Here is a 25,962-nt window from a genome sequence, read left to right on the forward strand (position 1 = left end):
ATAGCTTTACAACTAGCCGTTCATTGGCCTGGCTCATCCAAAACAATCATGAACTCGATCTCTCGCGCGGTGCCCGAAGTGGCGCTGCAAGCCATCCGCAAACTGATCACCGAGCAAGGCTTCGGGGCGGGGGATGCGTTGCCCTCGCAACGGGACCTAGCGGTGCAATTGGGGGTCAGTCGGGCGTCGCTCCGCGAGGCGTTGTCGTCCCTGAGTGCGCTGGGCGTGATCAGTATCCAGCCGGGCAAGGGCGTGTTCGTGCAGTCACCGGTCGATTTGCCCCGGGGTGATGCGACGCCGGGCTGGCCGTTCGCGGCCCAGGCATCGCCGTTGGACATCTTCCAGTTGCGCTACGCGCTGGAAGGTTTTGCCGCCGGGTTGGCAGCCGTGACCCTGAGCACCGATGAGCTCGATGCCCTGGAAGACAATGTCGCTGCCATGCGCAACGAACTGCGTGCCGCCGACTTCGATGCGGCGGCGCGACTGGACTTCGAGTTTCACCGGCGCATCCTCCTGGCCAGCGGCAATCAGGCGATGCTGAGCATCCTGACGGCCAGCGCCGACATCTTCCTGGAGAGCCAGAAGCTACCGTTCATCCGGGCCGAACGGGCCATGGAAACCTGGCAGGAACACCGTAAAATCCTCCGTGCGCTGGCTCGCCGGGCCTCAGGTGCCGCGCAGAAGGCCATGCAGGAACACGTACGCAACGCCGCCCTGCGCACCGGAATTGCCTTCGTCGCTCCCGCCACCTCGTGACTTGAGCTATACCCAAATTCATGGGGCACCATAGCGAGACTCAATCATCTGCGGCTTCCTGAACGGGGGAAGGGCAGCTATGATGGGCCACGTTTTTTTGCTTACAACCTGGAGACTTCCATGAGCAGCGATCTTATCAAACACGTTAGCGACGCTAGCTTCGAGGCTGACGTACTCAAGGCCGAAGGCGCTGTACTGGTCGACTACTGGGCTGAATGGTGCGGCCCTTGCAAAATGATCGCTCCTGTTCTGGACGAAATCGCTGAAACCTACAAAGGCAAGCTGACCGTTGCCAAACTGAACATCGACGAGAACCAGGAAACTCCGGCCAAGCACGGCGTGCGTGGTATCCCGACGCTGATGCTGTTCAAGAACGGCAACGTCGAAGCCACCAAGGTTGGCGCGCTGTCGAAGTCGCAACTGGCGGCCTTCCTCGACGCCAACATCTAAGCGTTGTTATAAAGCGTCATGAAAAGGCCCCGCATATTGCGGGGCCTTTTCGTTATTGAGGGCTAGACGCTCCGAAACTCAGGTGGTACATTCGGCCCCGCACTGGTTTCTCCACTGCCCCCTGCTAGCCGTCGCCGACGCACTCCTTTTCGAATAAGTACGCGATCCTGTCGCCTTCTCTGCGGCGCGGCCTCATTAAGCCAAAAGCTTAATTTCCCCCCTCCATAAATGATTACGTCATTCCTATATGAATCTGACTGAACTCAAGCAAAAGCCGATTACCGAACTGCTCGAATTGGCCGAACAGATGGGCATAGAAAATATGGCCCGTTCGCGCAAGCAGGACGTGATTTTCTCCCTGCTCAAAAAGCACGCTAAAAGCGGCGAGGAAATCTCCGGTGATGGCGTGCTGGAGATTCTCCAGGACGGCTTCGGCTTCCTGCGCTCCGCTGACGCTTCCTATCTTGCCGGCCCGGACGATATCTACGTCTCGCCGAGCCAGATCCGCCGCTTCAACTTGCGCACCGGTGACACCATCGTTGGCAAGATCCGTCCTCCAAAGGAAGGCGAGCGGTATTTCGCGCTGCTCAAGGTCGACACGATCAACTACGATCGTCCCGAGAACGCGAAAAACAAGATTCTCTTCGAGAACCTGACCCCGCTGTTCCCGACCGTGCGCATGAAAATGGAAGCCGGCAACGGTTCCACCGAAGACTTGACCGGTCGTGTCATCGACCTGTGCGCCCCGATCGGCAAAGGCCAGCGCGGCCTGATCGTTGCTCCGCCGAAAGCCGGTAAAACGATCATGCTGCAGAACATTGCGGCGAACATCGCACGTAACAATCCTGAAGTTCATCTGATCGTATTGCTGATCGACGAACGTCCGGAAGAAGTGACCGAGATGCAGCGCACCGTGCGCGGCGAAGTGGTTGCCTCGACATTCGACGAGCCGCCAACCCGCCACGTGCAGGTTGCCGAAATGGTCATCGAGAAGGCCAAGCGCCTGGTCGAGCACAAGAAGGACGTGGTGATCCTGCTCGACTCCATCACCCGTCTGGCACGTGCCTATAACACCGTGATCCCGAGCTCCGGCAAGGTGCTGACTGGTGGTGTCGATGCTCACGCCCTGGAGAAACCGAAACGTTTCTTCGGCGCTGCACGGAACATCGAAGAAGGCGGTTCGCTGACCATCATCGCTACCGCGCTGGTTGAAACCGGCTCGAAGATGGACGAAGTGATCTACGAGGAATTCAAAGGCACCGGCAACATGGAACTGCCTCTGGATCGCAAGATCGCCGAAAAGCGTGTGTTCCCGGCCATCAACATCAACCGTTCCGGTACTCGCCGCGAAGAGTTGCTGACGGCCGACGACGAACTGCAGCGTATGTGGATCCTGCGCAAGCTGTTGCACCCGATGGACGAAGTCTCTGCCATCGAGTTCCTGGTCGACAAGCTGAAACAGACCAAGACCAACGATGAGTTCTTCCTGTCGATGAAACGCAAGTAAATCGAACAGGCCAAAAAGCCGGGGAAACCCGGCTTTTTGCTATCTGATTTTTGATCAACGGCAGTTCGTGGTTCTGAACTGAGGGGTTCGGCGCTAAACTGCCACCCCCGAACGCCACGGCCAAAACGAGGCTCACGCATGCAGTATCGCGACTTGCGCGACTTTATCAGCGGCCTGGAAAAGCGCGGCGAACTCAAGCGCATCCAGGTTCCGGTGTCCCCAGTGCTCGAAATGACCGAGGTCTGCGACCGCACATTGCGCGCCAAAGGCCCGGCCCTGCTTTTCGAAAACCCGACCGGTTATGACATCCCTGTGCTCGGCAACCTGTTTGGCACGCCTGAGCGCGTGGCGCTGGGCATGGGTGCAGAAGCGGTCAGCGAGCTGCGCGAAATTGGCAAGCTGCTGGCGTTCCTCAAGGAACCCGAGCCGCCGAAAGGTTTGAAGGACGCCTGGTCCAAGCTGCCGATCTTCCGCAAGATCATCTCGATGGCGCCGAAAGTGGTCAAAGACGCGGTCTGCCAGGAAGTGGTCATTGAAGGCGATGATGTCGATCTGGCGATGCTGCCGGTGCAGACCTGCTGGCCAGGCGACGTCGGTCCGCTGATCACCTGGGGCCTGACCGTCACCAAAGGTCCGAACAAGGATCGGCAGAACCTCGGCATCTACCGTCAGCAAGTGATCGGCCGCAACAAGGTGATCATGCGCTGGTTGAGCCACCGTGGCGGCGCGCTGGATTATCGCGAGTGGTGCGAGAAACACCCCGGCCAGCCGTTCCCGGTTTCCGTCGCACTGGGCGCTGACCCGGCAACCATTCTTGGCGCCGTGACGCCGGTGCCGGACAGTCTCTCCGAATACGCCTTCGCTGGTCTGCTGCGCGGCAATCGCACCGAACTGGTGAAATGCCGCGGCAATGACCTGCAAGTGCCGGCTACCGCCGAAATCATCCTCGAAGGCGTGATCCATCCGGGTGAAATGGCCGATGAAGGTCCATACGGCGACCACACCGGCTACTACAACGAAGTCGACAGCTTCCCGGTGTTCACCGTCGAGCGCATCACCCACCGGATCAAACCGATCTACCACAGCACCTACACCGGCCGTCCGCCGGATGAGCCGGCGATTCTCGGCGTGGCGCTGAACGAAGTGTTCGTGCCGATCCTGCAAAAGCAGTTCCCGGAGATCACTGATTTCTACCTGCCGCCTGAAGGCTGCTCATACCGCATGGCCATCGTGACCATGAAGAAGTCATATCCCGGTCATGCCAAGCGGGTAATGCTCGGTGTCTGGTCGTTTTTGCGACAGTTCATGTACACCAAGTTCGTTATCGTCACCGACGACGATATCAACGCACGGGACTGGAACGACGTGATCTGGGCCATTACCACGCGCATGGACCCCAAGCGCGACACGGTGATGATCGACAACACGCCGATCGACTACCTGGACTTCGCCTCGCCGGTCTCCGGCCTGGGTTCGAAGATGGGGCTCGATGCCACGCATAAATGGCCGGGCGAAACCACTCGCGAGTGGGGCCGGGTCATCGTCAAGGATGAAGCCGTTACCCAACGGATCGATGCCATCTGGAATCAGTTAGGAATAGATTGATGCGTGTAACTTTGCAGCCCTCCGGAGCAGTGCTACAGATTCTGCCCGGCGAGCGGATTCTCGATGGCGCGCGGCGCCTGGGCTATGAATGCCCGCAAAGCTGTCGCAACGGCAATTGCCATGTGTGCGGCGCATTGTTGGTGGAAGGGCGGGTCGAACAGGCCGGTGATGTGCGCGACCATGGTGAGTTCTACACTTGCATTGCAGAGCCGCTGGAAGACTGCATCGTGCTGTGGGATGGCGTGCTCGCGCTGGGAGAACTGCCGGTGCGTAGCGTGTCGTGTCAGGTCATTGAGTGCAGAGACGTCGGCGGCGATACCTGGCGCGTGCGTCTACGGGCGCCAGCGGGCAAGCCGCCGCGCTATCACGCCGGCCAGTACCTGATGATCGAGCGTGAGAATGGCGAGAAGTCGGCCTTCTCCCTGGCCTCTGCGCCGCATTCGGGACGTGATCTGGAAATTCATGTGCTGGCGCGCGAAAGCAGTGCGTTGAGCCTGATCGCGCAGCTGCAACGCAACGCCATGGTTCGGATCGAAATGCCGTTCGGCGATACCCATCTGGCGGAACTACCTGACGGTCCACTGGTATTGATTGCTGCCGGTACCGGCATGGGCCAGATCCATAGCCTGATCGAACATTGCCGGGCCACGGGTTTCAAGCATCCGGTGCATCTGTATTGGGGCGTGCGTCGTCCCGAAGATTTTTATGAAATCGAACATTGGGATGAATGGCTGAAATTACCCAATCTGTTCCTGCATAAAGTCGTCAGCGATCAATGTGGCTGGGAAGGGCGCTGCGGGATGCTGCATGAAGCCGTGTGTGAGGATTTCTCTGATCTGAAAGCCTTGCACGTCTATGCCAGCGGCTCTCCGGCCATGGTTTACGGCACGCTGGATGCGTTGGTCGAAGCGGGGATGGATGCCCATCAAATGCGCGCGGATGTATTTGCTTACGCCCCGCGATCGTAGGTGGGCGAGTCGTTCTAGAAGCGCACGCCGGTCGTCACCATGACGGCATTGAAGCCGAGCAACGCCAGCTCGGCTGTCAACGGTCCGTAGTGCGCACCGACTGAAGGAATGATCACCGGCGCGACCCCGAAGTGATTCAGGGGGATCTTGTCCTGATACTTGCCGCTGTAACCTTGCAACAGACCGCCACTGAGTTTTATGTACACGGGATAGTCGGCGCTCTCGTAGCGTTTTCCCGCATACACATAATATGAACGCTGGCTGAACGAGTTGCGAAAAGTTGCGCCACCAAACAACCAACCGGACGCTTGCTCGCGCTCAAGGCCGATGAGGTCCTGATTGTTATTGTGGTCGGGGTCGTGGGAGTAGTGTTTGGTATAGACGCTGGTCTGCAAATACCAGGAGCCCGTGTCTTTCTCAGAGGTATCCTCCGCTAGCGAGTGCTGCGCCGTGAGCATCAGAAGTAGCGCGTAAATCCATGGTTTTTTCATTGTTCAGGCCTTTGAGGCAGTTTGGCTTGCGCCTTTGGTGGCCGTTATACGCGACGTTAGCTGCAGTGGGCAGGCGGGAAATCCGAAGGGTCTGTAGGAAGTTTCTCCTAAGTGGTTTTTATCGTAGACGCGCCGAATGCTTATGTATATTTCGTTCTGGTATTTAAGAATTCTCCTAAATGATATTAGGGTATATAGCCAAGCCCTCCAGCTTCAGCATTGGAACTTTTAGGGGGTTATGCAAGATCATAGGTCTCTTAGCACTTTTCGTTTTGGTATTACTGCTATATGTTCTATAGCGTGAAGGTTGCTTATATTTTGTAATAATTGCAGGACCGAAATTCCATCGCCATGAGTGCCATTGAATCTGCTTTTTTGAATCTGGCTTACCCTCCGCGACTCGATCTGGGGCCGCAGCTTACGCACGAACAATTGCTCAGCTCGATGCAATCGACCATGGCCCGCCACAAGGGTGGGCCGGTCTGGCTTTTCGCTTACGGTTCGCTGATCTGGCGCCCTGAATGTCCGGCGGTTGAGCGCGTGCGCGGTCGCGTACATGGCTACCATCGCGGTTTGTACCTGTGGTCCCACGAACATCGCGGCACGCCGGAAGTGCCGGGGCTGGTGTTTGGTCTGGATCGCGGCGGCTCTTGCAGCGGGTTCGCCTATCGCTTGCCCGAAGAACAACTCGAAGCTTCGCTTTATGCGCTCTGGCAGCGTGAAATGCCATTCCCGTCCTATCGCCCACACTGGCTCAACTGCCGTCTTGAAGACGGAAGCCAGGTTCAGGCATTGGGATTCGTTCTGGAGCGGCACCTGCCCAGCTATGCCGGCAACTTGCCAGATCATGTGCTGAGTCAGGTGTTCGAAAACGCTTGCGGGCGTTACGGCACCACTCGCGAGTATGTCGAGCAGACCGCCCACGCCCTGCGTAGCCACGCCATGCCAGACCGGAATCTGGAGGCGCGGCTCAAGCGCTGTAAATCAAAGGCCGATCAGGCGAGCGCTTCGCGACTCTGACTGGCGACGTTTTTGTGGCCCAGGGTGGGTGCCAGGAACGCCATCGCCAGCAGGCAGGCAACGACCAACAGAATGAAGCCGCCATCCCAGCCAAAATAGTCCACCGTGTAGCCCATCATGGCACTGGCCGCGACTGAACCACCCAAGTAACCGAACAGACCGGTAAAGCCCGCGGCCGTACCCGCCGCCTTCTTCGGCACCAGCTCCAGCGCTTGCAGGCCGACCAGCATCACCGGTCCGTAGATCAGGAAGCCGATCGCGAACAGCGAGATCATATCGATCATCGGGTTGCCCGGCGGATTCAGCCAATACACGATCGTCGCAACGGTCACCAACGCCATGAACACCATGCCGGTCAGGCCACGGTTACCCCGGAAGATCTTGTCCGACATCCAGCCACACAGCAGCGTGCCCGGAATGCCTGCCCACTCGTACAGGAAATACGCCCACGACGTTTTGTCGAAGTCGAAGTGCTTGACCTCTTTGAGGTAGGTCGGCGCCCAATCCAGAATGCCGTAGCGCAGCAAGTAGACGAAGACGTTGGCCAGGGCGATGAACCAGAGCATTTTGTTGCGCAGCACGTATTTGACGAAGATGTCTTTGGCGCTGAATTCTTCTTCGTGACTGGCGTCGTAGCCTTCCGGGTAATCGTTCTTGTACTTCTCGATCGGCGGCAGGCCAGTCGATTGCGGCGTATCGCGCATCACAATGAAGGCGAATACGGCGACCAGTAAGGCCACGGCAGCCGGCACGTAGAACTTGCTGTGCCAGTCGTTGAACCAGCCCATGCCGAGTATCGCCAGCGGGCCGATCAAACCGCCGCCGACGTTATGCGCGGTGTTCCAGACCGAAACCACACCACCGCGCTCTTTCTGCGACCACCAGTGCACCATGGTTCGCCCGCTCGGCGGCCAGCCCATGCCTTGCGCCCAGCCGTTGATGAACAACAGGATGAACATCATGGTCACGCTGGACGTCGCCCACGGTGCGAAACCGAAAACGAACATCACCCCGGCGGACACCACCAGGCCAAAGGGTAAGAAGTAACGGGGGTTGGAGCGGTCGGACACGATGCCCATCAGAAACTTGGAAAGACCATAGGCGATCGCAATCGCCGACATGGCTACACCCAGTTGACCTTTTGTATAGCCCTGGGCGATCAGATCCGGGAACGCCAGGGTGAAGTTCTTGCGCAGCAGGTAGTAACCCGCATAGCCAATGAAAATCCCGGCGAAGATCTGCCAGCGAAGGCGCCGGTAGGTGCTGTCTATTTTTTCTTCAGGCAATGGAGCCTGATGTGCGGCAGGACGAAAGAAAGCAAACATTCAAGAGCTCCAGATTTCTTGTTTTGACTGCGGATGCGAATGTTACAGTTTCGTTACCGAAAATAGCATCGGTTCGTATCGGCAAAACAGCGGAAATGTTGGAGGTGGTATGTTCCTTTATGAACATGTCGCTCAGGTATAAGTGCAGGTCGTTGTAGGGATGGTGGACCCGAGTCGCGAGGCTGCGACTCGGTCAGGTAAACAATCAGCGAACCTGCACCACCACTTTCCCGACCGCCTTGCGCTGACCAAGATCATTGATGGCCTGCGCCGCATTGCTCAGCGGATACACCTGCGACACCAGCGGCTTCAACTTGCCTTCGGCAAACCAGCCAAACAATTGCTGGAAGTTCGCCGCGTTGTCCTGGGGCTGGCGTTGGGCGAAGGAGCCCCAGAACACGCCGACCACCGCTGCGCCCTTGAGCAGCGCCAGGTTTACTGGCAATTCCGGAATGCGTCCGCTGGCGAAACCGATCACCAGCAGGCGGCCGTTCCAGGCGATGGCGCGGATGGCCTGGTCGAACAGGTCGCCGCCCACCGGATCGTAAATCACGTCGGCGCCCTGGCCGTCGGTCAGGCGTTTGATCTCGTCCTTGAGGCTGGTTTCGCTGTAGTTGATCAACTCATCGGCACCGGCGGCCTTGGCCACCGCGAGTTTTTCCGCGCTGCTGGCGGCGGCGATCACCCGGGCACCCATGGCTTTGCCGATTTCCACGGCGGCGAGGCCGACACCGCCGGAAGCGCCGAGCACCAGCAAAGTTTCGCCAGGTTGCAGGTTGCCCCGTTGCTTGAGGGCGTGCATCGAAGTGCCGTAGGTCATGCTGAATGCGGCGGCGGTGTTGAAGTCCATCGATGGCGGGATCGGCAGCACGTTGTAGCCCGGCACCGCGACCTGCTCGGCGAAACTGCCCCATCCTGTCAGGGCCATGACCCGGTCACCGACCTTGAGGTGGCTGACCTTTTCGCCCACCGCGCTGACCACGCCGGCCGCTTCGCCGCCCGGTGAAAACGGGAAGGGCGGTTTGAACTGGTATTTGCCCTCGATGATCAGCGTGTCCGGGAAGTTCACCCCGGCGGCGTGCACGTCCAGCAGGATTTCGTTCTTCTTCGCGACAGGACTGGCGACGTCTTCCAGCACCAGCGATTCGGCAGGGCCGAAGGCTTTGCACAGCACGGCTTTCATCAGGGCTATTCCTTTGGGAGTGATGGCCGATAAGTGTAGGTGTGTGAGTCAACGGGTCAACGAGCATGCCCGACCCTGATAGTCAGCCATAAGCTTGTGCTTGAGCGGCGGGTCGTTATGCTAGGCCGCAAACCGGATAAGGAGCGAATTGTGAAAGCGTGGATCATGTTGATGCTGGCCCTGTCTCTGCCTGTGGCAGCGATGGCCGAAGAAGCCAAAGAAGGTGAAGCCCCGAAGGTCAACTACATCACCCTGAGCCCGCCGTTCGTGGGCAACTATGGGTTGGACGGCACGCAGAAGCTCAAGGTCTACAAGGCCGATGTGGCATTGCGGGTGACCGGCGAAGAGGCGACCAAAGCGGTGAAGGCCAACGAGCCATTGATCCGTAATCAGCTGGTGGCGTTGTTTACGCAGCAGACCACCGAAACCATGAACAATGTCGAAGCCAAGGAAAAGCTGCGTCAGGAAGCCTTGAAGCAGACCCAGCAAGTGATGAGCGATGAAACCGGTAAGCCGGTGGTTGAGGATTTGTTGTTCAACAACCTCATTATCCAGTAAGACTTTTGTTGTCTGGGCTGGCCCCTTCGCGAGCGAGCCCGCTCCCACAGGAACTGCGCAAATCCTGTGGGGGGACGACCGGTCCGTCAGGACGTCAGGCTCCTGCGAAACCGCATCAGCGCAATGGTAAAAAACAGCAGGCCAATGGCGCTCAACGCCAGCAAGTCCGGCCAGACCACGCTGATGCCGGCATCGCGAAACAGTATCGCGGCGCTGAGGCTGACGAAGTGCGTCGATGGCGAGCCTTGCATCACCCATTGCAACCATTGCGGCATGCTGTCGAGCGGTGTACTGCCGCCAGAAAGCAGCAACATCGGGATAATCACCGGAATCGCCAACAGGCCGAACTGCGGTGTCGAGCGGGCGAGGGTCGCGAGAAATATCCCCAGCGCTGTGCTGGCGAACAGATAAACCGCCGTCACCAGTAAGAACAAAGTCATGGAGCCGGCCAGCGGCACACCGAGGGCGCCTTTGACAATCACCTCCAACGAGATCCAGGTGCACAGCACCACCACCAGCATGTTGCTCCAGATTTTTGCCAGCATGATCTCCAGCGCCGTCAGTGGCAGCACCAGCAAATGGTCGAGAGTGCCGTGTTCGCGCTCACGCAGCAGCGCTGTGCCGGTCAGGATGATGGCGAGGATGGTGATGTTGTTGACGATCTGAATCACCGCCAGGAACCAGCCACCCTCCAGGTTGGTATTGAACAGTGCTCGCGTCGTCAGCCGCACGGGTGTCGTGCTCGCCGCATCGGCCTGGCCACTGTAAGTCAGCAGCTCACGCTGGAAAATCCGTCCGATGTAGCCCGCGCCCATGAACGCCTGGCTCATGGCGGTGGCGTCGACGTTGACCTGCAACGCCGGCTGGCGGCCGGCCAACAGATCCGTCTGGAAATTGGCCGGAACATTGATCACGAAGGTGTATCGCCCGCTGTCGAGCACTTCGTCCATTTGCCCATAGGGCAGCGACACCGGCGGCTGGAATTCCGGGGGTTGCAGGGCTTGGGCCAATTGTCGTGACAGGTGGCTGTGATCTTCATCGACCATGGCCACGCTGGCATTGTGCACGCCGATCACGGAGCCCGCGGCCGGCATGTAGATCGCCACTGTGAAGGCGTAGAACAGGAACAGCAGCAACACACTGTCGTGTCGCAGGCTTGTGAGTTCCTTGAGACCAAGACGCAGGATATGCGCAAGCTTATGCATCAGACCTCCTGCTTTTTCAGCATGGCCAGGCTAAGCCCGGTGAACCCGAGAAAGAACCCGAACAGTGCCAGGCATTGCGGCCATAACTGTCGGATATCCAGCGCCTTGGTAAAGGTGCCGACGGCGATGTCGAGGAAGTAGCCCGCCGGAAACAACATCCCCATGACGGCGGCCGCGCCATCAAGGGACGAGCGCGGCACGATCAAACCGGAAAACTGAATGGTCGGCAGACTGGTGATGATCATGGTGCCGAGGATGGCGGCGATCTGGGTTCGGGTGAACGCCGAAATCAACAGACCCATGCTGGTGGTCGCCAGCACGTAGAGCAGCCCGCCGAAGGCCAGGGTCAGTGCGCTGCCCTTGAAGGGCACGCCGAACAGCCAGCGGTTCATGGCCGTCAGGACGGCGAGGTTGATCAGGCTGACGGCCAGATACGGCGCTTGTTTGCCTAGCAGGAACTCCAGGCGGGTCAGCGGTGTGGCGTAGAAGTTGGTGATCGAGCCCAATTCTTTCTCCCGCACGATGCCCAGCGCAGTCAGCATGGCCGGGATGAACGCCAGGATCAGCGCCATCACCCCGGGACCGATGGCGTTGACGCTGATGACGTCCTGGTTGTAGCGGAAGCGGGTTTCCAGTTCGGCCGCTGCTTGCCGGTTTGGCGCTGGGCTGGACTGCTCGGCCAATTGCTCCAGATTGGCCAGGTGTACCGCTTCCACATAGTTGCGGCTGGTTTCGGCGCGAAACGGCATGCCGCCATCGAGCCAGGCCGCCACAGCGGGTTGGCGACCGGCGAACAGGTCTCGGCCGAACCCTGGCGGGATCTCCAGCGCCAGTTTGATTTCCGAGCGCTGCAGTCGTCGATGCAACTGCGCCGCATCGCTTATGGGGGGTTGCTCATCGAAGTAGCGGGAGCCGCGGAAGGCCTCCAGATAAGCCCGGCTTTGCGGGGTCTGGTCCTGGTCGTAGACCGCGAAGGCGAGTTTTTCCACATCCAGGGAAATGCCGTAGCCGAAGATCACCATCATGAGCATCGCCCCGAGCAGGGCGAAGGCCATGCGCACTTTATCGCGCAGCAGTTCCTTGCCTTCACGACTCGCCAGTGCCCGCAGCCGTCCAAAACTGAAGCCGTGATCTTTCATCGGTGTGGTCGGTGCGATTGTCGCGTCGATGGATGCTGGTGGCGCCGCCGTTGCGTTCGGGCCCTGGGCCTGTTCCAGGCAGGTGACAAATGCGGCCTCCAGTGTCTGGCCGTTGAACTGCTGTTGCAGGGCTGCCGGGGTGTCGCAGGCCAGTACCTTGCCGGCATGCATCAGTGAAATGCGGTCGCAGCGCTGGGCTTCGTTCATGAAATGGGTGGACAGGAAAATCGTCACGCCCTGTTCGCGGGACAGTTCGATCAGCAGTCGCCAAAAATCGTCCCGGGCCGCCGGGTCGACGCCAGAGGTCGGTTCGTCGAGGATCAGCACTTCCGGGCGATGCAGTACCGCCACCGCCAGGGATAACCGTTGGCGCAGGCCAAGCGGCAGTGCACCGGATGATTGATGAGCGACGCTGCCCAGGTTGAAGCGCTGGATCAGCTCGTCGATGCGCTGCGCGCTGTCGGCCTTGGGCAAATCGAACAGTCGCGCGTGCAAGTCCAGGTTCTGCCGCACGCTGAGTTCGCCATACAGCGAGAAGCTCTGGGACATGAAGCCGACGCGTTTGCGGGTGGCCAGATCCTTGGCGTTCACCGGATTGCCCAGCAGCGTGGCGCTGCCTTCGCTGGCAGGAATCAGCCCGGTGAGCACTTTCATGGTGGTGGTTTTGCCGCAGCCGTTGGAGCCCAGAAACCCGAAGATCTCGCCGCGGCCGATGGCGAAGCTGACCTTGTCCACAGCCGTGAAATCGCCGAAGCGCAGGGTCAGGTCATGGGCTTGGATGGCGATGTCGGCAGTGGCATTGGTTCGAGGAGGGATTGCCAGCGGCTGGTTGTCATGGCCAGTGACGCCCTGAAAATGGGTGAAGGCCTCGTCGAGCTTGCCGCTGGGGGTAGCCGCTCCCAAGTCGCGGCTCAAACCGGCGGCGATCAGTTTGCCGCCATCGAGCATCAGGCAGTGTTCGAACTGCTCGGCCTCTTCCATATACGCGGTAGCGACCAGTAGCGTCAGTTGCGGGCGTTGGCGCCTAACGTCATCAATCAACTCCCAGAAGCGCCGCCGGGACAAGGGATCGACGCCAGTGGTCGGTTCATCGAGGATCAACAGGTCCGGTTCATGGATCAGCGCACAACAGAGGCCGAGCTTCTGTTTCATTCCGCCCGATAGCTTGCCGGCCGGGCGCTCGGCAAAGCGCAGTAGATCAGTGGCCAGCAGCAGGCTATGCATGCGCTGATCGCATTCGGCCCCGGACAGCCCGAACAGTGTGGCGAAGAAGTGAATGTTCTCGCGGATCGAGAGATCAGGGTACAGGTTGCCGCCCAAACCTTGAGGCATGAACGCGATTCGCGAGTAGAGGCTGTTGCGGTGGCGCCGGTCCTGGATCGAGCCACCGAGCACTTCCAGTTGGCCGTCTTGTAACGTCTTCACGCCGGCGATCAATCCCAGCAGGCTGGATTTACCGGCGCCATCCGGACCAATCAACCCGCATCGGATACCGGCGGGCAGGCTGAACGTGATGTCGGTCAGCGCCTGCTGTTGGCCATAACGGTGCTGAAGGCGCGTGGCGTTCAGTGCCAGGCCGGTCATTGAAGATTGGCCGGCCAGTCAATGGGAGCGGTGCGCACGTAGCCACTACCGGGCATCCCCGGTTTGGCCTGGGGCACGGCGCTGGGTTGGGTCAGGCGTAGCTTGACCCGAAACACCAGTTTCTGACGCTCGTCGCGGGTTTCGACTTCTTTGGGCGTGAACTGCGATTTGGCCGCCACGAAACTGATTTTCGCCGGCAACGGCTGGCCGGGCAGGGCGTCCAGCAGAATCCGCGCATCATCGCCGACCGCCAGGCGTCCGGCCACGGATGCCGCAAGATAGAGGTTCATGTACTGGTCGTTCGGGTCGATCAGCAGCAGTACCCGCCCACCGGCGCCGAGCACTTCACCGGGTTCGGCCATGCGAAGCTGAATCACTCCGTCGATGGGGGCCCGTAAGCTGCTGTCGTCAATTTCGCTGGTTAACTGAGCGACTTGTGCCTGAGCCGCGCCAATGGCTGCGCCAACGGCGGACACCTGAGCGCGGGCCGCGGTGACGGCCGCGTTACCGGTGTCGAAGCGCGACTGCTGTTGGTCGATGATCTGGCCACTGGCGAACCCGCGCTTGAACAATTCCTGGGAGCGTTTGAGCTCTTGATGGGCAAGCAGTTGCTCGCTCTGGCGCAGTTGCACATTGGCCTGGGCGGCGGAGAGGTTTTCCCGGGCGCGTATCACTTCGGCTTCAGCCTGACGGCGTTGAGCTTCAAGGGTTCGGGTGTCCATGCGGGCCAGCAGTTGGCCTTTGGTCACCTTGTCGCCTTCGTCCACCAGTACTTCAGCCAGCCGGCCGGGTGTCTTGCTGGCGATCTGCACTTCAGTGGCTTCAAGCCGGCCATTGCCGACATACAGCCCTGCAGGCAGCCGGTTCAGCGTCGACTTCCAATAACCAAATCCCCCAGCGGCCAGTAGCAAAGCCCCCAGTAGAAAAGCGAAAAAAAGCGAGGAACGGCTGTGCGTCGACATGTCTGCATCCTGCGTCTGTAGCGTCGTAGTCTGACAGGCAAGCGCCTGGGCGACTTGATGTCAGTCAACTGAGGGCCAAACCTGACCGATCGGTAAGGTAAACCAGAGTGACAGGCGGTTCTGCTTTATTTAGCGCAGACCAAGCACCGCAGCCCATTGCTCGGCCGTCACCGGCATCACCGACAGTCGCGAACCTTTCTGTACCAGTGGCATCTGCGCCAGCGCCGCTTGCTGCTTCAGATAGTCCAGCTTCAGAACGCTGGGAAACGTTTTGACGTGAGCAACATCGATCGCGCTCCAGGCGTTTTTCTCCTGGGTGGCTTTCGGGTCGAAGTAATGACTCTCCGGCTCCAGTGCCGTCGGGTCCGGGTACGCCGCCTCGACAATCTTGCCGATCCCGGCAATCCCTGGCTCAGGGCAGCTGGAATGGTAGAAAAAGAACTCATCCCCCACCGCCATGGTTCGCAGAAAATTCCGCGCCTGATAGTTACGAACCCCGTCCCAGCGCGCTCGGCCAAGCTTCTCCAGATCTTGGATAGAGAACTCGTCCGGCTCGGATTTCATCAGCCAATAGGCCATGTTTTTTGCTCCTTGCGAGGTAGTGGCAAACTTGTCGGGCAATTTTATGACAAACCGACAGTCGGTTGACGCCAGCGTTTGCGTGTGGGTTCACGTTGTCGCAAAATGCCGGCCTTCTAAGCTTGACGCTGCTGCACGGCCTACAACGGAAACCGCTGCTGTCATCGTGTTGATATGCCTTTGGGGGGCAATCGATGAAACGCAAACCGGATTTACTATGGATATTGGTTATTTTGTTCGGTTTGGGCGTCGTGACCACCGGCTATGCCCAAAGCCTGTGGGCCAACAAGGCCGATGCTCCCGTCGAGATCGCGCAGCAACAGCCGTCGGCCTTCAAGCGCTGAACTGGTCTTTTGGACGCCGCTGATTTCAGTGGCGTCTAGCCCGCGAGATACCACGCCTTGTCCGTGACCGTTCCCTGCAGCGGCACATCCCAGCTCGCCTGAGCCAATCGTTGAACCTTCTGACATTCATGGGCCAGGCCCAATAGCGTCGGCTTGCGCCAATTTTTACGGCGCGCCAGGTACGCCAGGCTCCGATCGTAGAAACCACCGCCCATTCCCAGGCGCCCGCCGACATCGTCAAACCCCACCAGCGGCAACAACACCAGATCCAGCGCCCAGACCTTGCGTTGTCGGGCGATGTTGTGCCGTGGTTCGGGGATACGGAAGCGGTTGGGTTTGAGCTTTTCGCCGGGACGAATCCGCTGGAACACCATTTTGGTTCGCGGCCAGGCACTGAGCACCGGCAGATACGTCGCCTTGCCCCGACGTTGCGCGGCACGCATCAGCAGGCGCGGATCGATTTCACCGTCGGTGGGCAAGTACAGAGATATGTGTTTGGCGCGGCGGAACAGCGGGTGCTGGGCCAATTGCTTATACAGCCCGCGAGCGGCCTGGCGCTGCTGACTGGGAGTCAGTGCGCGGCGGGCCTTGCGCAGCATGCGTCGAAGTTGCGGGCGGGGCAGCAGCGCAGGTTCGGTCATGGATTCGGGCTTCGGATGTGCGAGTACTAAAGCGTACCCGTAAAAAAGCCGATGCCGGTATGAAAACCGGCATCGGACTGAAATCAGGCTCCCCGGATGAACCGCTGTCGACTTAGCCCTTGAACCCGAAAGTTCAAGGTGGAAGATGCAGTAGGCTTTAAGGCTTTCCGTCTAGCGGACATGCACACCAGCCCAACGTGCAACCTCCAGGGGTAGTGCGAATCGGCTCAGGGACGTCGTCAACTGGCAAGCACCCCAGGGAGTGATGCGAGTATACCCCAAGCGGTCTCGCGTTTCAGCCCTTGGTGATATCCGGATCGGTCGACAGCACCAGATCGACGCGGTCCAGCAGGTCGCGAACCTGCTCTCGGGTCGAGCTGCTGGCCTGCACATCCGGGCGTTCTTCCTTGTGCAGGAGATCGTGCGTAATGTTCAGCGCGGCCATCACCGCGATGCGGTCGGCGCCGATGACTTTGCCGCTGCTGCGGATTTCGCGCATCTTGCCGTCCAGGTAACGGGCGGCGCTGATCAGGTTGCTGCGCTCTTCCTGGGGGCAGATGATCGAATATTCTTTGTCGAGGATCTGCACGGTAACGCTATTGCTTGAACTCATGAGTCTTGCTCCAGGGCCTTGAGGCGCGAAATCATCGATTCGACCTTACGCCGGGCGATTTCATTTTTTTCAATGAGGTGCGCGCGTTCCTCGCGCCAGGTCTTTTCCTGAGCTAATAGGAGTCCATTCTGACTCTTTAGTTGCTCGACTCGAGTAATTAGCAGTTCGAGTCTGGCCATCAGCGCTTGCAGGTCGGTGTCTTCCATTGGGTCCACTGGGGTCTGATGGATGGTAGCGGGCGGACAGCCTTTAATAGTCTTGGCGAGTCTGTCGATGTAGGATACAAGGCCTTCATTCTAGACATAGCGCCGTCTGGCGCCTAGCTGCCCATGCCCATTCAGAATTCTCCGTACCAAGCCTTTGCCACCCTGCTGAGCACCAGCGGCCATCCCGTCTCGCCTGCCGAACTGCACGGCCTGTTGCTCGGCCGCAGTTGCGCCGGTGCCGGTTTCGATGCCGACAGCTGGCTGGCCGACGCCGCCGAGCTGCTCGAAGGCGAGCCGCAAGACAACGTTCGCAACGCCTTGATCGGCCTGCAAGAGATGGTCAAGGGCGAGCTGACCAGCGACGACATGACCGTGGTTCTGCTGCTGCCGACCGACGACGCGCCGCTCACCGAGCGTGCGGCCGCGCTGGGCCAGTGGTGCCAGGGCTTCCTCACCGGCTTCGGTCTGACCCGTCGCGAATATGCCCTGAGCACTGAAGCCACCGAAGTGCTGCAGGATCTGGCCGCCATCGCCCAGGTGCAAGACGCCCTGGAAGAGTCCGACGACGGCGAAAGCGACTACATGGAAGTCATGGAGTACCTGCGCGTCGCGCCGCTGTTGCTGTTCACCGAAACCAAGAAAACCGACGAAGCGGCTGCCAAACCGTCGTTGCATTAATCGCGTGCCAGGGAAAGCCATCTGCCCATGATTCATATCCCGAAATCGGAATACAGCCGTCGCCGCAAGGCCCTGATGGCGCAGATGGAACCCAACAGCATCGCCATTCTGCCCGCTGCCGCGGTTGCCATCCGCAACCGCGACGTCGAGCACGTCTACCGTCAGGACAGTGACTTCCAGTACCTCAGCGGGTTTCCCGAGCCTCAGGCCGTTATCGTGCTAATGCCGGGTCGCGAACATGGCCAATACGTGCTGTTTTGCCGTGAGCGTAATCCCGAGCGTGAATTGTGGGACGGTTTGCGCGCCGGTCAGGAAGGCGCGATCCGCGATTTCGGCGCTGACGACGCTTTCCCGATCTCCGACATCGACGACATCCTGCCGGGCCTGATCGAAGGCCGTGACCGGGTGTATACGGCCATGGGCAGCAACCCGGAGTTCGATCGACACCTTATGGACTGGATCAACGTGATCCGCTCCAAGGCGAACCTCGGCGCCCAGCCGCCGAACGAGTTCGTTGCCCTGGATCATCTGCTTCATGACATGCGCCTGTATAAATCGGCGGCAGAAGTGAAGGTGATGCGCGAAGCCGCGCGGATTTCCGCTCAAGCCCATATTCGTGCGATGCAGGCCAGCCGCGCCGGTTTGCATGAATTCAGCCTCGAAGCCGAGTTGGATTACGAATTCCGCAAGGGTGGGGCGAAGATGCCGGCCTACGGTTCGATCGTCGCCGCTGGGCGCAACAGCTGCATCCTGCATTACCAGCAGAATGACGCGGTGCTCAAGGACGGCGATCTGGTGCTGATCGACGCCGGTTGCGAGATCGACTGCTACGCCAGCGATATCACCCGCACCTGGCCGGTCAACGGCAAGTATTCACCGGAACAGAAGGCGATCTACGAGTTGGTGCTGGCTTCCCAGGAAGCGGCGTTTGCCGAAATCGCGCCGAACAAACACTGGAATCAGGCGCACGAAGCCACGGTCCGGGTGATTACCGCCGGGTTGGTGAAATTGGGCCTGTTGCAGGGCGATGTCGACGAACTGATCGCCAGCGAAGCCTACAAGGCGTTTTACATGCACCGCGCCGGCCACTGGCTGGGCATGGATGTGCATGACGTTGGCGAGTACAAGGTCGGCGGTGAATGGCGCGTGCTGGAAGTCGGCATGGCGCTGACGGTGGAGCCGGGCATCTACATTGCTGCGGACAACCAGAACGTGGCGAAGAAATGGCGCGGCATTGGCGTGCGTATCGAGGACGACGTGGTGGTCACCAAAACCGGTTGTGAAATCCTGACTGATGGCGTGCCGAAAACGGTCGCCGAGATCGAGGCCTTGATGGCCGCTGCACGGACACAAGCGGCATGAATCGAGTCAATCTGGCAATCATCGGCGGTGGCCTGGTTGGCGCCAGTCTGGCGTTGGCGTTGCAGGCCGGGGCCAAGGCCCGTGGCTGGAAGATCATGCTGATCGAACCGTTTGCCCCCGGCGACACGTACCAGCCAAGCTATGACGCCCGTTCTTCGGCGCTGTCCTTTGGCGCCCGGCAGATTTATCAACGGTTGGGTGTGTGGCAGGAAATCTCCCGCCGCGCCGAGCCGATCAAACAGATTCATGTCTCCGACCGTGGGCGTTTCTCCACCGCACGACTGTCGGCAATGGAAGAGGGCGTTCCGGCGCTGGGTTATGTGGTGGAAAACGCCTGGCTCGGCCAATGCCTCTGGCAAGGTCTGGACAAGGACGTGATCAGTTGGCGTTGCCCGGCGGAAGTCACCGGCATGGAACCGCTGACCGATGGCTATCGCCTGACCCTCAACGATGAAACCCTGCTGGAGTGCGACCTCGCGGTGCTGGCCGATGGCGGGCGTTCGGGGCTGCGTGAACAACTGGGGATCGGTATCAAAAAACGCCCTTACAACCAGAGCGCGCTGATCGCCAACATCACCCCGAGCGAAGCCCACAACGGCATGGCCTTCGAGCGTTTTACCGACGATGGCCCGATGGCCTTGCTGCCGCTGCCGGACAATCGCTGCGCCTTGGTCTGGACCCGTCTGGGCATGGACGCGCAACGGCTGGCGGCCCTCGATGAGCGCAGCTTTCTCAGCGAGTTGCAGGGCGTCTTCGGTTATCGCCTGGGCACCCTGAAACAGGTCGGCGCACGGAATTTGTATCCGCTGTCGCTGATCGAAGCCGAGGAACAAGTCCGCCCGCATCTGGCGATCCTCGGCAACGCCGCTCACAGCCTGCATCCGATTGCCGGACAAGGCTTCAACCTGTCCCTGCGCGATGCCCAGGCCTTGGCCGACACCTTGTTGGGCAGCGAGACAGCGCCCGGCGACTTCGCCACCTTGCAGGCCTACCGTGAGCGCCAGCGTCTGGACCAGAACCTGACCGTGGGTTTCTCCGATCAGGTCACCCGGTTGTTCGGCAGTACCCAGCCGCTGGTTTCCCTGGGCCGCAACATCGGCCTGCTCGGCCTCGATCTGCTGCCGCCGGCCAAGCGCTGGTTCGCCCGGCAGGCCATGGGCCTGGGTACGCGTCCCGATGTTTGAGTGGCTGGCGAACCCAGTCGATATTCACGACGGCGCAGGCACCTTGGTGGCGTGCGTCGAGAAAACCCTTTACGTGCGGCTCAAGCCGCAAGCGAGACAGGCCTAAAGCATGGAAATGCGCGCAGATCTGCTGATTGTCGGGGCCGGAATGGTCGGCAGTGCCCTGGCGCTGGCGTTACAGAACAGTGGGCTCGAAGTCCTGCTGCTGGACGGTAGCCCCCTGAGCGTCAAACCCTTCGATGGGCAAGCGCCGTTCGAACCGCGAGTAAGCGCCCTGTCGGCGGCCAGCCAACGCATACTCGAACGCCTGGGCGTCTGGGACGGCATCGCCAATCGACGCAGCAGCCCCTACACCGACATGCACGTCTGGGACGGCAGCGGCACTGGGCAGATCCATTTCTCGGCGACCAGCGTACATGCCGACGTGCTCGGGCATATCATCGAGAACCGCGTGGTCCAGGACGCCTTGCTCGATCGACTGCACGACTGCGATCTCGGGATGCTGGCCAATGCGCGTCTGGAGCAGATGCGCCGCTCCGGTGACGACTGGCTGCTGACCCTGGCCGATGGCCGTACCTTGCGGGCGCCGTTGGTGATCGCGGCGGATGGCGCCAACTCGGCGGTGCGGCGCCTGACCGGCGTCGCGACCCGCGAGTGGGATTACCTGCACCACGCGATCGTCACCAGTGTGCGCAGTTCCAAACCTCATCAAATGACCGCCTGGCAGCGTTTCACCGACAACGGCCCGCTGGCGTTTTTGCCACTGGAACGGGACGGCCAGCAGGATTGGTGCTCGATCGTCTGGTCGACCACGCCGAGCGAAGCCGAACGCCTGATGGCGCTGGACGACGAAGGCTTCTGCAAGGCGCTGGAGCGGGCCTTTGAAGGCTGCCTCGGCACGGTACTCAGCGTCGACCCGCGCCTGTGCGTGCCGCTGCGTCAGCGTCATGCCAAGCGTTACGTGGCCGAAGGCCTGGCGCTGATCGGTGACGCGGCCCACACCATCCATCCGTTGGCCGGGCAGGGCGTGAACCTCGGTTTCCTCGATGCCGCGGTGCTGGCCGAAGTGCTGCTGCAAGCGGCCGCGCGCGGTGAGCGGTTGGCGGATGTGAAAGTGCTCAGTCGCTACGAGCGTCGGCGCATGCCCCACAACCTGGCGTTGATGGCGGCGATGGAAGGGTTCGAGCGCTTGTTCCAGGCCGATCCGTTGCCGGTGCGCTGGTTGCGCAATGCCGGGTTGAAGATGGTCGATCAGATGCCCGAGGCCAAGGCGTTGTTCGTGCGCGAAGCGCTTGGGTTGATCGGGGATTTGCCGGCGCTTGCCAAGGCTTGAGATCTTCGCTGCGGTAACTGGCCCCATCGCGGGCAAGCCCGCTCCCACAGGATCTTCAGGGCTCACACATCATGCATTAACACCTGAATACCTGTGGGAGCGGGCTTGCCCGCGATGGCGGCAGATCAGACACCTCATGTCCCTAGCTGTGCAACATCTGGTAACGCCTCCACCCACTGTTCGATTGAGAAGCGAAATGTGAGTCCTTATCATTTGGCATCACTTCCCCTTTCGAGAGACCGCTTCCATGTTGGCACCCAAGCGTCTACTGACCGCACTGGCCCTGACCCTGATTGGCAGCGCCGCCGCCCAGGCCGCCGACGAGGTGGTGGTTTACTCCTCGCGTATCGATGAACTGATCAAACCGGTCTTCGATGCCTACACCCAAAAGACCGGCGTGCAGGTGAAGTTCATCACCGACAAGGAAGCGCCGCTGATGCAGCGGATCAAGGCCGAGGGCGAAAACGCCACCGCCGACCTGCTGCTGACCGTCGATGCCGGCAACCTCTGGCAGGCCGAGCAGATGGGCATTCTCCAGCCGTTCACGTCCACGGTGATCGACGCCAACATCCCGCTGCAATACCGCGCTTCTTCCCATGCCTGGACCGGTCTGAGCCTGCGGGCACGGACCATCGCCTACTCCACCGACCGGGTAAAACCCGGTGAGCTGACCACCTACGAAGCGCTGGCCGACAAACAGTGGGAAGGCCGCCTGTGCCTGCGCACGGCGAAGAAGGTCTACAACCAGTCCCTGACCGCCACCATGATCGAAGTCCATGGCGCCGAGAAAACCGAGAAAATCCTCAAGGGCTGGGTCAACAACCTGTCCACCGACGTGTTCTCCGACGACATCGCGGTACTGGAAGCGATCAACGCCGGTCAGTGCGACGTCGGCATCGTCAACACTTACTACTACGGCCGCCTGCACAAACAGAAGCCAGACCTGCCGGTGAAGCTGTTCTGGCCGAATCAGGGCGACCGGGGCGTACACGTGAACCTGTCGGGCATTGGCCTGACCAAGCACGCGCCGCACCCGGAAGCCGCCAAGGCTTTGGTGGAGTGGATGACCACGCCTGAAGCGCAAAAGATTTTCGCTGACGTGAACCAGGAGTTCCCGGCCAACCCTGCCGTTCAGCCTTCAGCGGAAGTCGCGAGTTGGGGCAAGTTCGTGGCCGACACCTTGCCGGTGGAAATCGCCGGCAAGCGCCAGGCTGAAGCGATTCGGATGATGGATCGGGTCGGCTGGAACTGAGTCTGTTGTTTTAAAGATCAAAAGATCGCAGCCTTCGGCCGCTCCTACATTGGGATGATGTACACCCGGTAGGAGCTGCCGCAGGCTGCGATCTTTTTGCGTATTCCCTACACTTCGTTGATTTACCCGAGAGCTTTTCCTTGGCCCACCCCGCCCAACGCCGCTGGTATCCCCTGGTCTTCGCCATCGCTGCGCTGGTCCTGCTGCCCCTGAGCGTCCTGCTTCTCTCCTGGCAAACCATCGATCAGCAGATCTGGTCCCACCTGTGGGACACCCAGATGCCGCGACTGCTGGGCAATACCCTCACTTTGGTACTCGGCGTTGGCTTCGGTGTAACACTGCTGGGCGTCAGCCTGGCCTGGCTCACCAGCCTCTGTGAGTTCCCGGGGCGGCGGTGGCTGGACTGGGCGTTGATGCTGCCATTCGCGATTCCTGCTTACGTGCTGGCCTTCGTCTTCGTCGGCCTGCTGGATTTCGCCGGCCCGGTGCAAACCCTGCTGCGCGAATGGTTCGGCAGTGGTTTGAGGCTGCCGCGAGTGCGCTCCACCGGCGGAGTGGTTCTGGTGCTGGTGCTGGTCTTCTATCCCTATGTTTACCTGTTGGCGCGCACCGCGTTTCTGGCCCAGGGCAAGGGGTTGATGGAAGCGGCGCGAGTCCTTGGGCAATCCCCGTGGCAGGCGTTCTGGCGAGTTGCGTTGCCGATGGCACGTCCGGCCATCGGCGCGGGGGTGGCGTTGGCGCTGATGGAAACCCTGGCGGATTTCGGTGCGGTGTCGGTGTTCAACTTCGATACGTTCACCACCGCCATCTACAAGACCTGGTACGGATTTTTCAGTCTCTCCACCGCCGCGCAACTGGCCAGTCTGTTGCTGTTGGTGGTGATGGTCGTGCTGTATGGCGAGCGTCGCGCCCGTGGGGCCAATCGGGCGAGTAACGAGCGGCCGCGGGTCAAGGCGTTGTATCACCTGCGCGGAGTCAAGGCACTGGCGGCCATGAGCTGGTGTGGTCTGGTGTTCGCCTGCGCCTTCGTCATTCCCGTGCTGCAACTGGTGGTGTGGTTCTGGCAACGCGGGCGCTTCGATCTGGATGAGCGTTATGCCGGATTGATCGTCCATACCCTTTACCTGGGCGGCGTGGCGGCGCTGATCACCGTCAGTGTCGCACTGGTGCTGGCCTTTGCCCGTCGATTGGCGCCGACCCGGGCGATCCGTTCCGGCATCAGCCTGGCCAACCTTGGCTATGCCTTGCCGGGCTCGGTGTTGGCGGTATCGATCATGCTGGCGTTCAGTTACCTGGATCGCGAACTGGTGGTTCCGTTGTCGGGCTGGCTTGGCGGCGCGGGCAAGCCGTTGCTGCTGGGCAGCCTGTCGGCGTTGTTGCTGGCCTATCTGGTGCGATTCATCGCCGTGGCTTATGGCCCGCTGGAAAGCAGCCTGGCGCGAATACGACCCTCTTTGCCCGAAGCAGCACGTAGCCTTGGCGTCAGTGGGCCAAGACTGTTTTTCAAAGTGTATCTGCCGCTGCTGCTGCCGGGCACGTTGAGCGCGGCGTTGCTGGTGTTCGTCGACGTGCTCAAGGAAATGCCCGCAACCCTGCTGATGCGCCCGTTTGGCTGGGACACGCTGGCGGTGCGGATCTTTGAAATGACCAGCGAAGGTGAGTGGGCCAGGGCCTCGTTGCCGGCACTGACCCTGGTTTTGGTCGGGCTGTTGCCGGTCATCGGATTGATCCGGCGTTCGGCGCATCGAAACAGCTAGGTGCCAGTCCTACACCTTGCGGCTACAATGCGCGGCATTCGGTGCGGTCCGTCTTTGAGACCGGTTCGCTGAAATCGGCTGAAAGCCTTTATTTCAAGGCGTTTCACCCCGTACAGCGTCTGTCCGCACCTTCGCCACGCCCGGAAGGAGAAACCCATGGGACAGCGCACGCCTCTGTATGACCTTCATCTCGCCCTCGGCGCGAAGATGGTCGATTTTGGCGGTTGGGATATGCCTCTGCATTACGGCTCGCAGGTCGAGGAACACCATCAGGTGCGCCGCGATTGCGGGGTATTCGATGTATCCCACATGACCGTGATCGATGTCGACGGCCCCCAGGCCAAGGCCTGGCTGCAATATTTGCTGGCCAATGACGTCGAACGCCTGCACAGCCCCGGCCGTGCCTTGTACAGCGCCATGCTCAACGAGCACGGCGGTATCGTCGACGACATGATCGTCTATCGCCTCGATGACGGCTATCGGCTGGTGGTCAACGCCTCCACCCGCAACCAGGACCTGGCCTGGATGCAGGCTCATCTCGGCGACTTCGATGTGCAGCTCAACGAGCGCTCCGAGTTGGCGATGCTGGCCATTCAAGGGCCTCACGCCCGGCACAAGATTGCCGAACTGGTGACGCAGTCCCGTAGCACGTTGATCCAGCAACTCAAATATTTCGAGGGGCAGACCGACGGTGACTGGTTCATTGCGCGCACCGGTTACACCGGTGAGGATGGTCTGGAAATCGTGCTGCCGGCCGATCAGGCGCCGGGGTTCTTCAACGATCTGGTGGGCGCGGGCATATCCCCGATCGGTCTCGGCGCGCGGGATACCTTGCGGGTCGAAGCCGGCATGAATCTGTACGGTCAGGACATTCATCAAGAGGTTTCGCCGTTGGCCTCCAACATGGCCTGGAGCATTGCCTGGGAGCCGGCCACGCGCCAGTTCATCGGTCGTACTGCTCTGGAAGCCGAACAGGCCAGTGGCGTGCAGCACAAACTGGTCGGTCTGGTCCTTGAGGAACGTGGGGTTTTGCGTGCTCATCAGGTGGTTCGCATCGCCGATGTTGGCGAAGGGGAGATCACCAGTGGTAGTTTCTCTCCTACGCTTAGCAAGTCGATTGCACTGGCGCGCGTGCCGGTGGCCACCGCCGACCGCGCTGAAGTGGAAATCCGTGGCAAGTGGTACCCGGTCCGAGTGGTCAAACCGACCTTCGTACGCCACGGCAAAACCTTGATCTAACTTTTTTTGGCGGGCAATGAC

General features: G+C 60.4%; 25 protein-coding genes, 1 other RNA gene and 1 pseudogene. 16 read left to right on the forward strand and 11 right to left on the reverse strand.

All coding sequences use genetic code 11. From position 1 onward, the window contains the following. Nucleotides 1-48 precede the first annotated feature (48 nt). The 5 genes from QMK51_RS01415 to QMK51_RS01435 all read left to right on the forward strand — a co-directional run bounded on the left by QMK51_RS01415 (nucleotide 49) and on the right by QMK51_RS01435 (nucleotide 5,286). Nucleotides 49-756 (forward strand): FadR/GntR family transcriptional regulator, encoded by a 708-nt coding sequence (locus QMK51_RS01415; protein ID WP_258698555.1) that lies wholly within the window; start codon nucleotides 49-51, stop codon nucleotides 754-756. Nucleotides 757-876: 120 nt separating this feature from the next. Beyond that, the gene (gene trxA, locus QMK51_RS01420) at nucleotides 877-1,206 is read left to right on the forward strand and encodes a thioredoxin TrxA (protein ID WP_003206727.1); all 330 of its coding nucleotides are present in this window, start codon (nucleotides 877-879) and stop codon (nucleotides 1,204-1,206) included. A gap of 247 nt (nucleotides 1,207-1,453) precedes the next feature. Beyond that, on the forward strand, nucleotides 1,454-2,713 hold the full coding sequence (gene rho, locus QMK51_RS01425; RefSeq protein WP_007899384.1) for a transcription termination factor Rho: 1,260 nt from the start codon (nucleotides 1,454-1,456) through the stop codon (nucleotides 2,711-2,713). Between the two features lie 138 nt (nucleotides 2,714-2,851). Continuing rightward, complete coding sequence (gene ubiD / locus QMK51_RS01430) at nucleotides 2,852-4,318, forward strand: 4-hydroxy-3-polyprenylbenzoate decarboxylase (RefSeq protein WP_258698556.1); 1,467 nt, start codon at nucleotides 2,852-2,854, stop codon at nucleotides 4,316-4,318. After that, nucleotides 4,318-5,286 (forward strand): CDP-6-deoxy-delta-3,4-glucoseen reductase, encoded by a 969-nt coding sequence (locus QMK51_RS01435; protein ID WP_320392952.1) that lies wholly within the window; start codon nucleotides 4,318-4,320, stop codon nucleotides 5,284-5,286. The genes ubiD and QMK51_RS01435 overlap by 1 nt, the downstream gene beginning before the upstream one ends. A gap of 14 nt (nucleotides 5,287-5,300) precedes the next feature. Here QMK51_RS01435 and QMK51_RS01440 read toward each other — a convergent pair whose 3' ends face one another. Beyond that, on the reverse strand, nucleotides 5,301-5,777 hold the full coding sequence (locus tag QMK51_RS01440; protein ID WP_320392953.1) for a sn-glycerol-3-phosphate transporter: 477 nt from the start codon (nucleotides 5,775-5,777) through the stop codon (nucleotides 5,301-5,303). Nucleotides 5,778-6,128: 351 nt separating this feature from the next. Between QMK51_RS01440 and QMK51_RS01445 the strand changes: the two genes are divergently transcribed. Further along, nucleotides 6,129-6,797 carry a gamma-glutamylcyclotransferase gene (locus QMK51_RS01445; RefSeq protein ID WP_320392954.1) on the forward strand — a complete coding sequence of 223 codons (669 nt, stop codon included), beginning with the start codon at nucleotides 6,129-6,131 and terminating at the stop codon, nucleotides 6,795-6,797. On the opposite strand, the gene glpT is transcribed toward QMK51_RS01445, so the two are convergent. Then, on the reverse strand, nucleotides 6,773-8,122 hold the full coding sequence (gene glpT / locus QMK51_RS01450; RefSeq protein WP_320392955.1) for a glycerol-3-phosphate transporter: 1,350 nt from the start codon (nucleotides 8,120-8,122) through the stop codon (nucleotides 6,773-6,775). The two genes, QMK51_RS01445 and glpT, sit on opposite strands and share 25 nt — an antisense overlap. Nucleotides 8,123-8,327: 205 nt before the next feature. Then, complete coding sequence (locus QMK51_RS01455) at nucleotides 8,328-9,305, reverse strand: NADPH:quinone oxidoreductase family protein (RefSeq protein WP_320392956.1); 978 nt, start codon at nucleotides 9,303-9,305, stop codon at nucleotides 8,328-8,330. 150 nt (nucleotides 9,306-9,455) lie between these two features. On the opposite strand from QMK51_RS01455, the gene QMK51_RS01460 reads away from it, so the two are divergent. Then, a complete protein-coding gene (locus tag QMK51_RS01460; RefSeq protein ID WP_258698560.1) occupies nucleotides 9,456-9,863 on the forward strand; it encodes a flagellar basal body-associated protein FliL in 408 nt (135 codons plus the stop codon). An 86-nt stretch (nucleotides 9,864-9,949) separates the two neighbouring features. Here QMK51_RS01460 and QMK51_RS01465 read toward each other — a convergent pair whose 3' ends face one another. The 4 genes from QMK51_RS01465 to QMK51_RS01480 all read right to left on the reverse strand — a co-directional run bounded on the left by QMK51_RS01465 (nucleotide 9,950) and on the right by QMK51_RS01480 (nucleotide 15,332). Beyond that, nucleotides 9,950-11,068: an ABC transporter permease gene (locus QMK51_RS01465; protein WP_320392957.1), complete on the reverse strand. Its 1,119-nt coding sequence runs from the start codon at nucleotides 11,066-11,068 to the stop codon at nucleotides 9,950-9,952. Next, nucleotides 11,068-13,791 (reverse strand): ribosome-associated ATPase/putative transporter RbbA, encoded by a 2,724-nt coding sequence (gene rbbA, locus QMK51_RS01470; RefSeq protein WP_320392958.1) that lies wholly within the window; start codon nucleotides 13,789-13,791, stop codon nucleotides 11,068-11,070. Before rbbA ends, QMK51_RS01465 begins: the two co-directional genes overlap by 1 nt. Further along, nucleotides 13,788-14,753 carry an HlyD family secretion protein gene (locus QMK51_RS01475; RefSeq protein ID WP_258698563.1) on the reverse strand — a complete coding sequence of 322 codons (966 nt, stop codon included), beginning with the start codon at nucleotides 14,751-14,753 and terminating at the stop codon, nucleotides 13,788-13,790. The genes rbbA and QMK51_RS01475 overlap by 4 nt, the downstream gene beginning before the upstream one ends. 129 nt (nucleotides 14,754-14,882) lie before the next feature. After that, a complete protein-coding gene (locus tag QMK51_RS01480; RefSeq protein ID WP_320392959.1) occupies nucleotides 14,883-15,332 on the reverse strand; it encodes an EVE domain-containing protein in 450 nt (149 codons plus the stop codon). A gap of 194 nt (nucleotides 15,333-15,526) precedes the next feature. Here QMK51_RS01480 and QMK51_RS01485 point away from each other — a divergent pair, with 194 nt between their 5' ends. Beyond that, the gene (locus QMK51_RS01485) at nucleotides 15,527-15,676 is read left to right on the forward strand and encodes a hypothetical protein (RefSeq protein ID WP_320392960.1); all 150 of its coding nucleotides are present in this window, start codon (nucleotides 15,527-15,529) and stop codon (nucleotides 15,674-15,676) included. Between the two features lie 35 nt (nucleotides 15,677-15,711). Here the strand turns inward: QMK51_RS01485 and QMK51_RS01490 are convergent, their stop codons facing one another. The 4 genes from QMK51_RS01490 to QMK51_RS01505 all read right to left on the reverse strand — a co-directional run bounded on the left by QMK51_RS01490 (nucleotide 15,712) and on the right by QMK51_RS01505 (nucleotide 17,136). After that, nucleotides 15,712-16,317, reverse strand: a complete 606-nt coding sequence (locus tag QMK51_RS01490; RefSeq protein ID WP_320392961.1) for a 5-formyltetrahydrofolate cyclo-ligase — start codon at nucleotides 16,315-16,317, stop codon at nucleotides 15,712-15,714. A gap of 85 nt (nucleotides 16,318-16,402) precedes the next feature. After that, a non-coding RNA gene (gene ssrS, locus QMK51_RS01495) (6S RNA) lies at nucleotides 16,403-16,582 on the reverse strand. Nucleotides 16,583-16,612: 30 nt separating this feature from the next. Beyond that, complete coding sequence (locus QMK51_RS01500; RefSeq protein WP_320392962.1) at nucleotides 16,613-16,930, reverse strand: cell division protein ZapA; 318 nt, start codon at nucleotides 16,928-16,930, stop codon at nucleotides 16,613-16,615. After that, nucleotides 16,927-17,136: a TIGR02449 family protein gene (locus tag QMK51_RS01505; protein WP_007982902.1), complete on the reverse strand. Its 210-nt coding sequence runs from the start codon at nucleotides 17,134-17,136 to the stop codon at nucleotides 16,927-16,929. The genes QMK51_RS01500 and QMK51_RS01505 overlap by 4 nt, the downstream gene beginning before the upstream one ends. Nucleotides 17,137-17,259: 123 nt before the next feature. Here QMK51_RS01505 and QMK51_RS01510 point away from each other — a divergent pair, with 123 nt between their 5' ends. The 8 genes and pseudogenes from QMK51_RS01510 (at nucleotide 17,260) to gcvT (ending at nucleotide 25,941) form a co-directional block, all read left to right on the forward strand. Further along, the gene (locus QMK51_RS01510) at nucleotides 17,260-17,814 is read left to right on the forward strand and encodes a YecA family protein (protein ID WP_320392963.1); all 555 of its coding nucleotides are present in this window, start codon (nucleotides 17,260-17,262) and stop codon (nucleotides 17,812-17,814) included. A gap of 27 nt (nucleotides 17,815-17,841) precedes the next feature. Beyond that, complete coding sequence (gene pepP, locus QMK51_RS01515) at nucleotides 17,842-19,176, forward strand: Xaa-Pro aminopeptidase (protein ID WP_258698568.1); 1,335 nt, start codon at nucleotides 17,842-17,844, stop codon at nucleotides 19,174-19,176. Next, nucleotides 19,173-20,360 carry a 2-octaprenyl-6-methoxyphenyl hydroxylase gene (gene ubiH / locus QMK51_RS01520; RefSeq protein WP_320392964.1) on the forward strand — a complete coding sequence of 396 codons (1,188 nt, stop codon included), beginning with the start codon at nucleotides 19,173-19,175 and terminating at the stop codon, nucleotides 20,358-20,360. The genes pepP and ubiH overlap by 4 nt, the downstream gene beginning before the upstream one ends. 16 nt (nucleotides 20,361-20,376) lie before the next feature. Beyond that, nucleotides 20,377-20,466, forward strand: a pseudogene (locus QMK51_RS01525) (tetrameric acyl-CoA thioesterase); the annotation flags it as partial. A gap of 9 nt (nucleotides 20,467-20,475) precedes the next feature. Then, a complete protein-coding gene (locus QMK51_RS01530; protein WP_320394469.1) occupies nucleotides 20,476-21,693 on the forward strand; it encodes a 2-octaprenyl-3-methyl-6-methoxy-1,4-benzoquinol hydroxylase in 1,218 nt (405 codons plus the stop codon). Nucleotides 21,694-21,940: 247 nt separating this feature from the next. Next, nucleotides 21,941-22,945, forward strand: coding sequence for an extracellular solute-binding protein (locus tag QMK51_RS01535; protein WP_320392965.1), 1,005 nt, complete (start codon nucleotides 21,941-21,943; stop codon nucleotides 22,943-22,945). A gap of 140 nt (nucleotides 22,946-23,085) precedes the next feature. Next, nucleotides 23,086-24,702 carry an iron ABC transporter permease gene (locus QMK51_RS01540; protein ID WP_320392966.1) on the forward strand — a complete coding sequence of 539 codons (1,617 nt, stop codon included), beginning with the start codon at nucleotides 23,086-23,088 and terminating at the stop codon, nucleotides 24,700-24,702. Between the two features lie 156 nt (nucleotides 24,703-24,858). Then, complete coding sequence (gcvT, locus tag QMK51_RS01545) at nucleotides 24,859-25,941, forward strand: glycine cleavage system aminomethyltransferase GcvT (RefSeq protein ID WP_258698573.1); 1,083 nt, start codon at nucleotides 24,859-24,861, stop codon at nucleotides 25,939-25,941. Nucleotides 25,942-25,962 lie beyond the last annotated feature (21 nt).

Origin of the sequence: Pseudomonas sp. P9_31 (genome assembly GCF_034008235.1) — a bacterium.
Classification (GTDB): Bacteria; Pseudomonadota; Gammaproteobacteria; order Pseudomonadales; family Pseudomonadaceae; genus Aquipseudomonas.

What these genes read in the sequence shown, in the direction of transcription:
- glpT (WP_320392955.1), bottom strand. Translation starts at nt 8,122, where the DNA reads ATGTTTGCTTTCTTTCGTCCTGCCGCACATCAGGCTCCATTGCCTGAA.
- QMK51_RS01485 (WP_320392960.1), top strand. Translation starts at nt 15,527, where the DNA reads ATGAAACGCAAACCGGATTTACTATGGATATTGGTTATTTTGTTCGGT.
- QMK51_RS01415 (WP_258698555.1), top strand. Translation starts at nt 49, where the DNA reads ATGAACTCGATCTCTCGCGCGGTGCCCGAAGTGGCGCTGCAAGCCATC.
- rho (WP_007899384.1), top strand. Translation starts at nt 1,454, where the DNA reads ATGAATCTGACTGAACTCAAGCAAAAGCCGATTACCGAACTGCTCGAA.
- QMK51_RS01500 (WP_320392962.1), bottom strand. Translation starts at nt 16,930, where the DNA reads ATGAGTTCAAGCAATAGCGTTACCGTGCAGATCCTCGACAAAGAATAT.
- QMK51_RS01505 (WP_007982902.1), bottom strand. Translation starts at nt 17,136, where the DNA reads ATGGAAGACACCGACCTGCAAGCGCTGATGGCCAGACTCGAACTGCTA.
- trxA (WP_003206727.1), top strand. Translation starts at nt 877, where the DNA reads ATGAGCAGCGATCTTATCAAACACGTTAGCGACGCTAGCTTCGAGGCT.
- rbbA (WP_320392958.1), bottom strand. Translation starts at nt 13,791, where the DNA reads ATGACCGGCCTGGCACTGAACGCCACGCGCCTTCAGCACCGTTATGGC.
- QMK51_RS01535 (WP_320392965.1), top strand. Translation starts at nt 21,941, where the DNA reads ATGTTGGCACCCAAGCGTCTACTGACCGCACTGGCCCTGACCCTGATT.
- QMK51_RS01510 (WP_320392963.1), top strand. Translation starts at nt 17,260, where the DNA reads ATGCCCATTCAGAATTCTCCGTACCAAGCCTTTGCCACCCTGCTGAGC.
- QMK51_RS01490 (WP_320392961.1), bottom strand. Translation starts at nt 16,317, where the DNA reads ATGACCGAACCTGCGCTGCTGCCCCGCCCGCAACTTCGACGCATGCTG.
- QMK51_RS01475 (WP_258698563.1), bottom strand. Translation starts at nt 14,753, where the DNA reads ATGTCGACGCACAGCCGTTCCTCGCTTTTTTTCGCTTTTCTACTGGGG.
- QMK51_RS01480 (WP_320392959.1), bottom strand. Translation starts at nt 15,332, where the DNA reads ATGGCCTATTGGCTGATGAAATCCGAGCCGGACGAGTTCTCTATCCAA.
- QMK51_RS01445 (WP_320392954.1), top strand. Translation starts at nt 6,129, where the DNA reads ATGAGTGCCATTGAATCTGCTTTTTTGAATCTGGCTTACCCTCCGCGA.
- QMK51_RS01455 (WP_320392956.1), bottom strand. Translation starts at nt 9,305, where the DNA reads ATGAAAGCCGTGCTGTGCAAAGCCTTCGGCCCTGCCGAATCGCTGGTG.
- gcvT (WP_258698573.1), top strand. Translation starts at nt 24,859, where the DNA reads ATGGGACAGCGCACGCCTCTGTATGACCTTCATCTCGCCCTCGGCGCG.
- QMK51_RS01435 (WP_320392952.1), top strand. Translation starts at nt 4,318, where the DNA reads ATGCGTGTAACTTTGCAGCCCTCCGGAGCAGTGCTACAGATTCTGCCC.
- ubiD (WP_258698556.1), top strand. Translation starts at nt 2,852, where the DNA reads ATGCAGTATCGCGACTTGCGCGACTTTATCAGCGGCCTGGAAAAGCGC.
- QMK51_RS01530 (WP_320394469.1), top strand. Translation starts at nt 20,476, where the DNA reads ATGCGCGCAGATCTGCTGATTGTCGGGGCCGGAATGGTCGGCAGTGCC.
- pepP (WP_258698568.1), top strand. Translation starts at nt 17,842, where the DNA reads ATGATTCATATCCCGAAATCGGAATACAGCCGTCGCCGCAAGGCCCTG.
- QMK51_RS01465 (WP_320392957.1), bottom strand. Translation starts at nt 11,068, where the DNA reads ATGCATAAGCTTGCGCATATCCTGCGTCTTGGTCTCAAGGAACTCACA.
- QMK51_RS01440 (WP_320392953.1), bottom strand. Translation starts at nt 5,777, where the DNA reads ATGAAAAAACCATGGATTTACGCGCTACTTCTGATGCTCACGGCGCAG.
- ubiH (WP_320392964.1), top strand. Translation starts at nt 19,173, where the DNA reads ATGAATCGAGTCAATCTGGCAATCATCGGCGGTGGCCTGGTTGGCGCC.